At 71.0% G+C, this 12,807-nt stretch carries 12 protein-coding genes; 2 read left to right on the top strand and 10 right to left on the bottom strand.

Going from position 1 to position 12,807, the window contains the following annotated elements; all coding sequences use genetic code 11:
* Positions 1-6: 6 nt before the first annotated feature.
* From IEY81_RS08000 to IEY81_RS07975, 6 genes are all read right to left on the bottom strand, one after another.
* Complete coding sequence (locus IEY81_RS08000; RefSeq protein WP_189117952.1) at positions 7-621, bottom strand: TetR/AcrR family transcriptional regulator; 615 nt, start codon at positions 619-621, stop codon at positions 7-9.
* Positions 622-635: 14 nt separating this feature from the next.
* Positions 636-1,871 (bottom strand): acyltransferase family protein, encoded by a 1,236-nt coding sequence (locus IEY81_RS07995; RefSeq protein ID WP_189117951.1) that lies wholly within the window; start codon positions 1,869-1,871, stop codon positions 636-638.
* Positions 1,872-1,977: 106 nt separating this feature from the next.
* On the bottom strand, positions 1,978-3,897 hold the full coding sequence (locus IEY81_RS07990) for a helix-turn-helix domain-containing protein (protein WP_189117950.1): 1,920 nt from the start codon (positions 3,895-3,897) through the stop codon (positions 1,978-1,980).
* Between the two features lie 63 nt (positions 3,898-3,960).
* Positions 3,961-6,015 carry a thioredoxin domain-containing protein gene (locus tag IEY81_RS07985; protein ID WP_189117949.1) on the bottom strand — a complete coding sequence of 685 codons (2,055 nt, stop codon included), beginning with the start codon at positions 6,013-6,015 and terminating at the stop codon, positions 3,961-3,963.
* A 12-nt stretch (positions 6,016-6,027) separates the two neighbouring features.
* Entirely contained in the window at positions 6,028-6,651 is a 624-nt protein-coding gene (locus IEY81_RS07980) for a hypothetical protein (protein WP_189117948.1), read from the bottom strand.
* Positions 6,648-7,028 carry an isomerase gene (locus tag IEY81_RS07975; protein ID WP_189117947.1) on the bottom strand — a complete coding sequence of 127 codons (381 nt, stop codon included), beginning with the start codon at positions 7,026-7,028 and terminating at the stop codon, positions 6,648-6,650. The genes IEY81_RS07980 and IEY81_RS07975 overlap by 4 nt, the downstream gene beginning before the upstream one ends.
* Positions 7,029-7,161: 133 nt before the next feature.
* On the opposite strand from IEY81_RS07975, the gene IEY81_RS07970 reads away from it, so the two are divergent.
* Positions 7,162-7,971, top strand: a complete 810-nt coding sequence (locus tag IEY81_RS07970) for a helix-turn-helix domain-containing protein (protein WP_189117946.1) — start codon at positions 7,162-7,164, stop codon at positions 7,969-7,971.
* Here the strand turns inward: IEY81_RS07970 and IEY81_RS07965 are convergent.
* The 3 genes from IEY81_RS07965 to IEY81_RS07955 form a co-directional block, all read right to left on the bottom strand.
* On the bottom strand, positions 7,961-8,662 hold the full coding sequence (locus tag IEY81_RS07965; protein ID WP_189117945.1) for an aspartate/glutamate racemase family protein: 702 nt from the start codon (positions 8,660-8,662) through the stop codon (positions 7,961-7,963). The genes IEY81_RS07970 and IEY81_RS07965 overlap by 11 nt on opposite strands.
* A complete protein-coding gene (locus IEY81_RS07960; protein ID WP_189117944.1) occupies positions 8,662-10,179 on the bottom strand; it encodes an NCS1 family nucleobase:cation symporter-1 in 1,518 nt (505 codons plus the stop codon). Before IEY81_RS07960 ends, IEY81_RS07965 begins: the two co-directional genes overlap by 1 nt.
* Positions 10,180-10,264: 85 nt before the next feature.
* Positions 10,265-10,717, bottom strand: a complete 453-nt coding sequence (locus tag IEY81_RS07955) for an agglutinin cell wall attachment protein (protein WP_189117943.1) — start codon at positions 10,715-10,717, stop codon at positions 10,265-10,267.
* Positions 10,718-10,850: 133 nt separating this feature from the next.
* Between IEY81_RS07955 and IEY81_RS07950 the strand changes: the two genes are divergently transcribed.
* On the top strand, positions 10,851-12,017 hold the full coding sequence (locus IEY81_RS07950) for an MFS transporter (RefSeq protein ID WP_229787522.1): 1,167 nt from the start codon (positions 10,851-10,853) through the stop codon (positions 12,015-12,017).
* On the opposite strand, the gene IEY81_RS07945 is transcribed toward IEY81_RS07950, so the two are convergent.
* On the bottom strand, positions 11,904-12,800 hold the full coding sequence (locus IEY81_RS07945) for an AraC family transcriptional regulator (protein WP_189117941.1): 897 nt from the start codon (positions 12,798-12,800) through the stop codon (positions 11,904-11,906). The two genes, IEY81_RS07950 and IEY81_RS07945, sit on opposite strands and share 114 nt — an antisense overlap.
* Positions 12,801-12,807: the final 7 nt, after the last annotated feature.

Genomic DNA, 12,807 nt, shown 5'->3' with positions numbered 1-12,807 from the left:
CACTCCTCAGCGCGGGTCGAACAGCCCGCGCTGCAGGAGCCGCTGGTTGGCGGCGCTGCGCGCGGCCAGCACGGACGGCTCGAACGGGTCGCCACCGAGGACGACCTCCAGCGACGGCTCGAGCAGCAGCGGCCCGAGGATCAGGAACAGGACCTGGTACGCCGCCCACCGACGGTCCTCTGCCGAGAGCGAGTCCGGGTCGGTGACGAGCCGGTCGATCTCGTTCTCGGCCCCCGTCACCAGGCGTCCGAGGAGCGCCGAGGAGCGGTCGTCACCGTCCACCAGCACCCGCCTCAGGTATCGCCGCCGGTCGGGGTCGGCCCCGAAGACCAGCGCCGTGGCACGCCCCGCCTCCGCCAGAGTGCCAGGGGCGACCCCCTCCTCGACGGCGGTGCCGACCGCCTGGCCGAACGAGCCGAGAACGTCCTCGTCGACGGCGTCACGCAGACCCTCCTTGGAGGAGAAGTGGTAGCGCAGCAGTGCGTGCGAGACGCCGGCCTCCGCCGCGATCTGCCGGGTCGTCGTCGCCCGATAGCCCTGCTCGGCGAAGAGGCGACGGGCCGCGACGACGAGAGCGGCGCCCGCCTCGCCCCGGTTCGGCCTGGGTCTGGTGGCGGTCACGGCGCGAGCGTAGCTCACAGGATCGCTCGGACGACCGGGATCCGTCGGAGCACCAGCGCCGCCGCCACGCTGACCACGAAGCCGACGCCGGCGACCAGCACGAAGCGACCGCTCGCGCCGACCGGGAGGTCCCTCGCGGCGTACTGCAGGCCGACGACGATCGGCAGATGGATCAGGTAGATCGCGAAGGTCGCTTGGGCTGCGGAGCGCTGCAGCCGGCTGGTGCCACGGACGTGGTCACGGAAGAGAACGAGCAGCCCGAGCGCGAACCCGACGCACAGCACCGTCTCGTAGCCCGCCCAGGCGAACTGCCCGACGCTCGCGCCGCCCCACTCGAAGAAACCGGCCAGCTCCGCCCGGAAGACGACGTAGACAAGGCTCAGCCCCGTCGCGGCAGCGAGCCAGGCCAGCCCGACTCGAGTAGGCAACGTCTGCAGCCAGCCGCGGCGGTAGGCGAGCACGCCGGCGACCACGAAGGGGATGTATTGAGCCAGGTCAGCGCGCTCGGTCTGGATGATCTCGAGCACGCCCACCCACTCGTCGACCGGGAACCAGATCCGCAGCACCGCCGTGCCGACCGCGATGATCGCGGCGAAGGCGAGGACGGCGGTGCCGCCGACGTGCTCGGGTACGCGGCGAGTACCGGGGGCCGCCGGGAGACCCCGACGGATCCGGATCCGCTCGGCGACCATCCGCCAAGCGAGGTAGACCAGCGAATACAGCAGCAGGTGCTGGATGAACCACAGGTGGCCGAACTGCCGGTCCGGCCACGTCGGGCCGCTCCAGCCCGCGGGCTCGGATCCCCCGCCCATATAGACCTGCCAGTAGTAGTCGCTGAAACCGATCGGACCGTAGTCGCGGAAGCTCAGGTAGTAGGCCCACATCAGCACCGGGATCACCAGGAAGAATCCGATCAGGATCGGGCCGCCGAGCTTCTTCAGGCGCGGCCAGAGATAGGGCCTCGACCGGCGCCGGTCGACCGCTATCGGGAGGACGTAGGCCGCGATCAGGAAGAAGAGACTCATCTTGAACGGCGCGTTGAGGACCGCGAAGGTCTCGATCCACTGCGCCTTCGGCTGGCCCTCGACGTACCACCAGTCCTTCGGCCCGTAAGCCTGTGCAGCGTGATGGAGGATCACCAGCGCCGAGAGGGCGATCCTCAGCGAGTCGAGGTGGTGCAGTCGGTCCGGTCGCTCGGTCGCGGCTGCCGGGATGTCGGGCCCAGGCAGCGCTCCAGTTCCTGTCCACATGGACAGCAAGCTATTCACGTAAACCCTTCCTGTCCATATGGACAGGAAGGGACCAGGGGAAATCTCAGGGACGACCCTGATTCGCTTGTCAGCCGCTGAAGACGGCTCAGGCCACCAGCTGATGGAGCCGGAGCGCCAGCTGCACCTCGAGCTGGCGCTCCGGTTCCTGCCAGCCCTTGCCGAGCAGCCGCGTGACCCGCTCGAGCCGCTGGGTGACGGTGTTGACGTGGACGTGCAGCGCGGCGGCGGTGCGGGTGAGGTTGCGGTCGGCGGCGAAGTAGGCGCGCAGCGTCTCGACCAGCTTCGACCCCTTCGCGGCGTCGTAGTCGATCACCGGACCCAGCCGCGAGGTGACGTACGCAGCGGGGTGGCCGTCGGAGCCGAGCAGCAGCCCCACGAAGCCGAGGTCGTCGGCGGTGACCACCTGCCCCTCGCGCCCCAGGGTCATCGCCGCGGCGAGGCAGCGGCGGGCCTCCTCGTAGCCCTGCACCACGGCGTCCGGGCTGCTCAGCGGGCCCGGCACCGGCCCGGCCGCGCCGACGGTCACGGGAGCACCCGCCGAGAGACGTAGGCCCTCGACGACCAGCTCACCCGCGGAGCGGGCGTCGCAGTCGGGGAAGATCAGCACGACCTGCCCCTGCCGCACCGCCGCGAACCCGTCATGGGTCGCGGCCACGAAGGTCGCCGCCTGGCCCACCCGGGCACGGTCGCCGGGGACGTCCGCGACCACCACGGCGTAGGGCCTGGACAGGTCGGCCTGCAGGAGCCGGCCGCGCTCGCGCAGCGTCTCGGGGGCGGGGGTGGTGCCGGAGAGGAGCTCGTCGAGCAGCTCGCCCCGCACCCGGCCCTCGGCCTCGGCAACGCTGCGCCGGAAGAGCAGCAGCAGCGCCGTGACCAGTGCCGCGCGCTCGAGGATGCGCTGGTCGCCGTCGTCCAGACGGTGTCCTGAGCCTGTCGAAGGGTCCCCGTCGTCGCGGTCGACCTCGCGCGGCCCCAGGAGCATCGAGCCGAGCTGTTCGGCGCCGGCCAGGACCGGGGTGGCGTAGATGTCGCTGCTGCCCGCGGTGCGGCTCAGGTCCAGGCTCCGCCGGCTCACCGCAGCCTCGTAGTCGGAGACGGCCTGGTCGGGTGCGCTGCTCGCGATGGTGTCGCCGCTGAGGTCGAGGACGACGACCCGGGCGCCGAGGACCTCGGCGACGCTGCGTACGACATCGTCGACGCCGCCGCCCTCGACGACGATCCGGGTGAGCCGGTCGTGAGCGTCGGCGGCCCGCTCGACCGCCTCGTTGCGGGTCTGCAGCTCGCGGGTGGTGACCTCGAGCTCGGCGACCGCCGCCCGGGTCTCCTCCAGGAGCCGGGCCTTGTCGACGGCGATCGCGGCATGGGCGGCGAGGGAGACGAGCAGGGCGCTCGCCTCGGCACCGAACGGGGTGACGGTGCGGTTGGCGGCGAAGAGCACGCCGATGACCTGGGTGCCGAGCAGGAGCGGCACCCCGATGATCGCGCGGATGCCCTCGCCGCTCACCGCAGCGTCGATGTCGGGAGCGTGCCGAAAACGCTCGTCGGGGATGTAGTCCGCGGTCGAGTAGGGCTTCGTCGCCTGGGCGACGAGGCCGCCGAGCCCGATCCCATAGGGGATGCGGGTGGTGCGGAAGGCGTGGGTGCGGATCCCCTCGGTCACCCGCATGTACTCGCCCCGGCGCTCGTCGTTGAGCGTCAGGTAGGCCACGTCGGTGTTCAGCAGCTGCTTGGCCCGGGTGACGATCGCCTGCAGCACCGCCTCCAGGTTGGTCAGCATCGCCAGGTCGTTGGCCGACTCGAACAGCGCGCCGAGCTCACCCTCGCGCCGGCGCCGCTCCTCGAGGGTGGCTCTGACCTGCAGCGCGAGCCCCTTGGCGTAGTCGATCCGCTCCAGCTCCTGCGGCGTCGCGCCAGCCGCTCGGGCAACCTCGGACGGTCCCTCGAAGTCGGCCTCCGCGGCATCCCCGGCCAGCAGCTCCAGGAACGCGACCACATCGACCGTCATGTGACCGAAGTTACACTTTCACGCGCTCGCCGACATATGGGACGGCCACATAGTTGCCGTCGTTCAGGTGGCTGATCTCTCCAGGTCCTCCACCGTGGTGACGGGGCGCTCGCAGACGAACCCCCGACAGACGTACGCAGCCGCCCGCCCGTCCACGGGCACTCGACCGGTCAGCAGCGGGATGTCGTCGCGAGCCTCGTCGGCCACGACCACCACCGCTCCCGGCCGGCGCCGGGCGGCGAGCTCGAGCGCATCCCGGTCGGGCCCGCCCGGGCCGACCACCGCGATCTCGAGCGGCCCCTCGGCCATCGTGGCCGCTGCCGCGAGCGACCAGCCGGCGAACCGGGACGCCTTGGCCATCAGGGTGCTCGTGGCGGCGAGCGCCTCCTCGGCGGCGGTCCGGTAGCGGCCCTCGCCGGTGAGCGCGTGCGCGGTGACGAGCGCATGGACCGTCGCGCTGGTGCCACCGGGGCTGGCGTTGTCCGAGGGGTCCCGCGGGCGGGTGACCAGGGACTCCGCGTCGTCGGCGGTGTCGTAGAAGCCGCCGCGGTGTCCTGAGCCTGTCGCAGGGTCCTCGGCTCGGAAGTGGGTCAGTGCGGTGTCGAGCAGGCTCGTCGCCCGACCGAGCCAAGCGCTGTCGCCGGTCGCCTGCGCGAGCGCGAGGAAGCCAGCCGCGACACAGCCGTAGTCCTCGAGCACTCCCGCGTGCGCTCCTGCGACGCCGTCGCGGCTGACGCGGAGAAGGCGCACCCCGCTGGTCGAGCCGCCGGAGCCGCCAGGCGGAGGCGTGTCGAGACCAACACAGTGCGTGTCCCACAACAGCCCCCCGGCGCCGATCGCCGCATCGAGATACCGCCGCTCCCCCAGCAGCAACCCCGCGTCGACCAGCCCGCTGATCGCCAGCCCGTTCCAAGCAGCGACGACCTTGTCGTCACGCGCCGGCCGGACCCGCTCCTCACGGGCAGCGAAAAGCCGAGCCTTGACCGACTCGAGCCGCTCGACATCCTCGGGACGGTGGCGCAGCTGCAGCGTGGACGCCCCCTCCTCGAAGGTGCCGGCCTCGGTCACCTCGAAGACCTCAGCGGCCCAGGCGCCGTCCTCGGGCCCGAGCACCTCGACGAGCTGAGCCGGCGTCCAGACGTAGAACTTCCCCTCGACGCCCTCGCTGTCGGCGTCGAGCGCGGAGGCGAACCCGCCCTCGGCGGTGCCGAGCTCACGGATCATCCAGTCGGCGCTCTCCCGCGCGACCCGGTCGCCGAGCTCGGTGCCGAGGCGGGCGTAGAGGCCGATCAGCTGGGCGTTGTCGTAGAGCATCTTCTCGAAGTGGGGCACCACCCAGCCCCGGTCGACGGCGTAGCGGGCGAACCCGCCGCCGATCTGGTCGTAGATGCCACCACCGGCCATCGCGGCCACCGTGCGCGAGAGCATCTGCGAGATCCGCGCGGCGTCGGTCGACGAAGCCTTGCCGGATGCCCGCCGCAAGAACTCCAGCACCATCGACGGCGGGAACTTCGGCGCGCCCCCGAACCCACCCGCCATCGGGTCGAACTCCCCCGCCAGCGTCTCGACCGCGGCCGCGACGTCCACCTGCCATTCACCCCCTGCACCTGCTGCCCCGGAGATCGAGGCCAGGTGCTGGCGTACGTTCTCCGCCACCGCCCCGACCTCCGAGCGCCGCTGCGTCCACGCCTCCGAGAGCGCCTGCAGCACCTGCGTGAACGCCGGCTGCCCGTGCCGAGGCGTCTCCGGGAAGTAGGTGCCGGCGAAGAACGGGTTTCCGTCGTGGTCGAGCACCACAGTCATCGGCCACCCACCCGACCCCGTCATCGCAGTGGTCGCCGACATGTAGACCGCATCCACATCCGGCCGCTCCTCCCGGTCGACCTTGATGTTCACGAAGTGCTCGTTCATGTACGCCGCGGTCGCCTCGTCCTCGAACGACTCGTGCGCCATCACATGGCACCAGTGGCAGGCGGCATACCCGACCGAGAGCAGCACCGGCACCTCCCGCCGCCGCGCCTCCTCGAACGCCTCCGGACTCCACTCCCACCAGTCGACGGGGTTGTCGGCGTGCTGCAGGAGGTAAGGAGAGGTCGCGTTCGCAAGACGGTTGGCCATGCCTTCAGCCTGTCACGCGAGCCTGACGTACGCGTCGCGGCAGGCCATCGCGCAGAACCCGAGCGTGACGCCGTCGTGCTCGAGGGTGATCGCGCCCTTGCCGAGCCGCACCTTCATCCCGCACATCGGGTCGATGACGACGCCGTCGGGCAGATCGACGTCGCCGGCATCAGCCTTGGCACGGAACTCGGCGGTCATCGTCGCGACGACGTCGTCGGCCGTGCTCGGCCTGCCGTCGAGCCCGATGCTGCCGTCGACGACGCCGACCAGATTGATCCACAAGTCGCCCCCGGACCGCTTCCAGCCCTTCCGGGCGTCGAGTCCGTGCACAGCGCGGCGGAACCAGCCGATCACATACCTGGACATCTCCTCGCGCCACTGCTCCGGCACCGTCATGGTGATCCACATCGGCGGCGCGACACCGACATCGCGCGGCCACGGACCGTCGCCGGTGGTCCAGCCGTCCAGCGCCAAGAAGCCGACATGGGTCATCGCGCGTGCCCGGCTCAACGTCTCCGCCGGCACCTCCTCGGTCATCCCGTCGCCGACCAGGCCGGCGGTGATCTCTGCGGCGAGCCAGGCTCGATCCGAGTCGTCCAGCGCGCCGGCGGGACAGCGGATCTCGATCAGGTTCATGCCGCACCTCCATCAGCCACGGCTCCGCCCTCCGGGGCGCGGTCGACGAAGGTGGTGATCGTGCTGATCCGGCCGGCGTCGTCGGTGACGAGCACGTCGGTGCCCTCTGCGAAAGAGGATCCGCCGACCCGCAGCTCCCACGCCAGCCGTGCCCGGTCGTGGTGGACCTCCGGCTCGGCGCGAGCACAGAACTCGTACGCGCCGACCCCCGCCACGAAGGTTTCAGTGAACTCGACGAGCGCATCGACGCCGACGCGGACGCCGCTCGGTGCGATGTAGCGGACGTCCGGCGTGAAGACCTCGGCGCCGGCCCGGCGCTGCGGGTCTCCGGCCTCGGTGTTCCAGAACTTCACGTACGCATCGATGGTCTTGCTCATGGCTTCTCCCTCTCTCCTGTCGGACCGCCTGCCCGGTCAGGCCGGCTCCACCAATCTGCGACCGGCCGATGCGGCCTGTCGATTACCTGCCAGGTAGTTGTGGCACACACCCGGGAGCGGCAACCTGAGCGGCATGACGATGACTGCGGAGGTGCCCGTGGGTGAGCTGGTGCGGCGCTGGCGCGAGCGGCGACGCCGCTCGCAGCTGGACGTGTCGATCGCCGCCCACCTCTCCGCCCGCCACCTCAGCTTCATCGAGACCGGACGCGCAAGGCCGAGCCGCGAGATGATCGAACGGCTCTGCGACGAGCTCGACGTACCGCTGCGGGAGCGCAACGCCCTCCACCTGGCGGCAGGGTTCGCCCCGGCGTACCGAGAACGTCCGCTGCCCGACCTGGGCGTCGCCCGCAGCGCCGTGGAGACCGTGCTCTCCGGTCACGAGCCCAATCCGGCGCTCGCCGTCAACGTCCGCTGGGAGCTGCTGGCGGCCAACCGGTCGATGCAGCTCTTCCTCGGCGACATCGCACCGGAGCTGCTCACACCGCCGGTCAACGTCCTCCGCGCGACGCTGCACCCCGACGGCCTCGCGCCCCGGATCCGCAACTTCACGCAGTGGCGGGACCACGCCGTACGCAGGGTCCGCCGCCAGCTCGAGCGCACCGCGGCCGAGGGGCTGGCCGACCTGCTGGCGGAGATCGAGTCCTACCCGGCGCCGGCCGGCACAGACGACACCGTGGACACGACCGCCAACGACCTCGTGGTGCCCATGCGGATCGCCACCGACGATGGCGAGCTGTCGTTCCACTACGCGCTGACGGTCTTCGGCGCCGCTCGCGACGTCACCCTGGACGAGATCGCGATCGAGACCTTCTTCCCCGCCGACGACGCGACCGCAGCCGCGCTCCGCGCGCTCGGCCCGGACACCGAGACCGCTACGCCATGATCTCCTTCACCGGCGGCGCGGCGTACTCGCCCAGCCTGCTGGTGCTCAGCCCGAGACGGACGAGCTTCTCCACCTCCGCGGTTGCCGCCGCGACGCCGTCGATGACGGGCACTCCCAGGTCGACGGAGAGCCGGGCGCAGAGGTCGGCCATACCCGCGCAACCGAGGACGATCGCCTCGGACCGGTCCGAGACCAGGGCTCGGCGGCAGACGTCCAGGATCCTCGCGTACGCCACCGGGTCGGTCTCCAGCTCGACGACCGGGACCTCGCAGGCGTGGATGCCGCCGACCAGGTCGGCGACCCCGTAGTCGCGGGCGATCGACCAGGTGTGCGGCACGACGCGGGACAGCGTGGTGACCACCGAGAACCGCCGGCACAGGTAGCCGGCCGTGCGCATCGCCGCCTCCGCTATCCCGACGACCGGTCCGGCGACGATCTCCCGGGCAGCGTGCAGCCCCGGGTCGCCGAAGCAGGCGATGACGAACCCGTCGTAGCCATCCCGATCCTTGAGCACCCGGAGCAGGTGCGGCACCGCGATCGCCTCGTCGTAGTGCGACTCCAGCGACACCGGGCCCGCTCCCGGGTCCACGGCGTCGACGGTCACGCCCGGGCCGACGCTCGCTCGCGCGCACTCGCCGATCAGTGCGGTCATCGACGCCGTGGTGTTCGGGTTGACCACCAGGATCCGCATCAGCCGACCGACCCCGCCGCCTCCTCCGGCGCGGCGTGGCGCGAAGCGACGCCGGCGACGTCCGCGGCGTAGGCGAAGACGTAGTAGGCCACGAACCCGACGCCGCAGCCGATGAACCAGGAGTATTCCGGGAGCCAGGTCAGCACCCCGCCGAGCTTCGGCACGAGCACCGAGGCGAACGAGAAGACCGCGGCGACGACGAGCGCGAGGACTGCGACCGGGTTGGTGCCACTGACGTAGTGGTAGGCCCCGCTCTCGGAGAGGGAGTAGAGGTCGTCGACGTCGATCTTCTGCTGCCTGACCAGGTAGAAGTCGGCGATGAGGATGCCGAACAGCGGACCGATCAGGGCTCCGAGGAGGCCGAGGGTCCAGAAGATCGCCTCGTCGTTGGCGTACCAGTTCCACGGCGTCAGCAGCACCGAGCCGCCCGCGGCGATCATCCCGCCCATCCGCCAGGAGATCTTCTGCGGAGCGACGTTGGAGAAGTCGAAGGCCGGGGAGATGAAGTTGGCGACGATGTTGATCCCGACCGTCGCGACGACGAAGGTGAGGCCGCCGAGCAGCACGGCGGTGTAGGTGTCGATCCGCTCGATCGTGGCCACCGGGTCGGTGATCAGCTCACCGAAGACCGGCACGGTCGCCGAGGCGGTGAGCACGGTGAGTAGTGAGAAGAGCACGAAATTCACCGGAAGACCCCAGAAGTTGCCTGTCTTCACAGCCCGGTAGGACTTCCCGTAGCGGGCGAAGTCGCCGAAGTTCAGCATCGGGCCGGAGAAGTACGAGACGACGAGCGCGATCGCGCCGAGCATCGCCGCCACCTGCTGACCGACGGTGAGCTCCCTGTCGGAGAGCGAGAACGAGATGTGCCAGTCGGCCCGGTAGAGCATGTAGACGCACAGCGCCAGCATCGCCACGTAGACGGCCGGCCCGCAGAAGTCGATGAACCTGCGGATCGACTCCATCCCCCGCCAGAAGACCAGCGCCTGGGCGACCCAGAGGATCGCGAAGCTCACGTAGCCGAGGTAGGAGAGGCCGAGGAACGAGTGGGAGGCAGTCGCGTACGCCCCCAGCGACGGGATGAGCTTGAGGATCACGATCGTGAGCGAGCCGGCGGCGAGGAAGGTCTGCACGCCGTACCAGGCGATCGCGATCGCGCCGCGGATGATCGCCGGAATGTTCGCGCCGAGCACGCCGAAGGAGGCCCGTGAGACCACCGGATAGGGCGTGCCGGTCTGCTGGCTCGGCTTGGCGACCAGGTTGCAGAACAGCTGCACCAGGAGGATCCCGGCGATCAGGCAGACGAAGACCTGCCAGCCGGTCAGACCGAGCGCGAACAGCGCGCCGGCGGTGACGTAACCACCGACGCTGTGCACGTCCGACATCCAGAAGGCGAAGATGTTGTACCAGCCCCACTTCTGCTCGCGGAGCGGGTCCAGATCTTCGTTGGAGAGCCGAGGGTGGTAGCCGGCCCTCGCAGCGACGGCTCCGTCGTGGACGACTTCATCGGCAGCGGTCATGGCACGCTCCTGGCGGTGGGGGAACTCGACACTCCATCGTGAGGAGCGTGTGTTTCGCCTGATCGCCGAAGAGGTCAGGTCCGTGTCACAAGGTGCGCCGCGCTCCGTTGACTTTCTCCCGCAGCCAGTCGGGGACGCTCGCGTCGTCGCGCGGATATGCCTCGAGATCGAGGGCGTACAGACCTGGGTGCGCCGGCCAGCGCCAGACGGGCTCGTCGTCGTAGTTGAACGCGATGCTGGTGGTGTTCCTCGACTCCTCGCCGCTCGCGATGGTCCAGCGGGCGGAGAACCAGGCGCCGCGGCCGGGCTCGTACATCACCTGGCGCAGCTCGTCGGTCAGCGTCAGGACGCTGTCGGGCGGGCGTACGAGGCCGAGGCTGCCGTCGGGGCGGTGCACGTCGATGCGTCCGGTGAAGAACATCGACAGGTTGCGGTGGTTGAAGATCAACGTCGACCACTCGCCGTCGACCTCGTCGGCGAGGTGGAGGGCGATCTCATCGATGAGCTGTTCCTGTCTGACCACAGGAGGAACGGGCATGGCGGTCAACCTACTACCGCTCGCGTCCCCGACCCGGGACTTTGGTCCGCATAGCGGCGATAAATGGCCATCCGGTCAAACGAGGGCGACAGCCGATCAATCCGACCACCTGGATCGCGATCACCATCGAAGAGTGACAACGACTACGTCAGACATCGCCCAGACAGACGCTCCCCCGGGTCGGCCGGGGCCCGTGGTGGCGCTCGCCGCCGGCATCGCGATCCTGGTGACCAGCGAGTTCCTGCCGGCAGGGGTGCTGCCACTGATGGCCCACGACCTCGGGATCACCGAAGGCACGGCGGGCCTCGCCGTGGCGGCGACCGCGATCGCCGGGGCCGCCACCGCACCGAGCATCGCCATGATCTTCCCCCGGATGGACCGCCGTACGCTGCTCGTCGCCCTGCTGGTCACCTCGGCCGTCGCCAACCTCGCGGTCGCGGTGGCCCCCGGGTTCCTCGTCCTCCTCTTCGGCCGCCTGGTCCTCGGCGCGGCGCTCGCCGGCTACTGGTCCTTCGCCTTCGCCGTCGGGACGTACGCCTCGCCGGGCCGCGACCACGTCATCTCGACCTCGATCGCCCTCGGTGTCACGGTGGCCACGATCGTCGGCCTGCCGCTCGGCTCGCTGCTTGCCGACGGGCCCGGGTGGCGCTGGGGCTTCGCGGTCGCGACCGTGCTGAGCCTCGTCTCCGCCGCCGCGCTCTCCCGCGCGCTGCCGCCGGTGCCGGCCCACCCCGGCGCGGGGCTGGCCATGATGCGCCGGGCGCTGCGCAACCCGAGGCTGGTGGCCGGGGTGGCGCTGGTCGTCGTGGTGGTGCTCGGCAACTTCGTGGCGTACCCGTTCATCCGGATCGCGATCGCCGAGACCTCGCCCGGGAGCGGCATGTGGATGCTGGCGCTGTGGGGTTTCGGCGGCCTCGTCGGCAACCTCGCCGCCGGCCGGTTCGCACACCGGCTGCGCGCGGTCGTCACGGTCGCGCCGCTCCTCCTCGCGGCCGGCCTGGTGACCACCCTGCTGGCCGGGAGCACGCCGGTGATGGCGCTGGCGATGGTCGTGTGGGGCATCGGGATGAACATGATTCCGGTCGGCACCCAGCTGTGGGTCACCCGCGCCGAGCCCGAGCGCACCGAGTCGGCCCTGGCCCTTCAGGTCACCGCGTTCCAGGTCGCGATCACCATCGGAGCAGCGCTAGGAGGCGCGGTGCTGGACCAGTACGGCATCGGCCACGTGCTCGTGATCGGAGCGGGTGCCGCGGTCGTCGCCGCGGCGGGCTTCGCCGCGATCCGCCTGCCGCGCGACTGACGCGATCGCACTGTCGCGCCACGCCTGCGGGGCGCTCCCGTGGACGGCGCTGAAGGCGCGGCTGAACGCCGCGCCCGAGCCGTAGCCGACGGCGTACGCCACCTGCTCGACCGGCCGGTCGCTCCCGGTCAGCAGGTGGCGCGCCGCGCGCATGCGTACGTCGCGCAGCGCCTCGCGCGGGCTCTGCCCGAGGTTGCGCCGGAAGCGCTCGCCCAGCGCCGACCGCGACAGGTGCACCGACTCCGCCATCGCCTCGACGGTCCAGGCGCGGCCGGGATCGGCCACCAGGGCAGCGAGGACCTGCGCGACCGCGGGGTCGAGGACGGGCGCGGGGCCGGAGATCCCACGCCCGGTGTCCTCGAGCCAGGAAGCGGTCATCGCCGCCCCGAGCAGCGAGGCGTAGCCCGAGGCGAACAGCGCCGAGGGCCGGCACGGGCCGGCCAGCGGGCACCGCCGGAGCAGCTCGGCCACCCCTCCGTGGCGACCGACGAAGTCGCGGACCACCAGCGGGTTCGCCAACGGGTACGCCACCGCGACCGCGCGCAGGTCGGCGAGGATCAGCGAGGCGCCCTCGTGGGTCGCCACCCGGTGCCTGACCTGCGCGCCGACCAGGACGGCGTCGCCCGTGCGGAGCAGGTGCGACTGGCCGGCCGCGCTCAGCACCACGGTGCCGTCCTCGACGAGGAGCCAGGTGGCGCTGCGTACCTCCTCACCGGCGGAGCCGGGAGGCAGCTCCTGCTTGAAGGCGAGCGTCATCTCCCACGGCTGACCGTCCTGGTTCACAACTGCA

This window comes from Nocardioides luteus (assembly GCF_014648595.1).
GTDB classification, from domain to species: domain Bacteria; phylum Actinomycetota; class Actinomycetes; order Propionibacteriales; family Nocardioidaceae; genus Nocardioides; species Nocardioides luteus.
The sequence above is the reverse complement of the archived record's forward strand: the minus strand, read 5'-3'. Positions and strand labels throughout refer to the sequence as shown.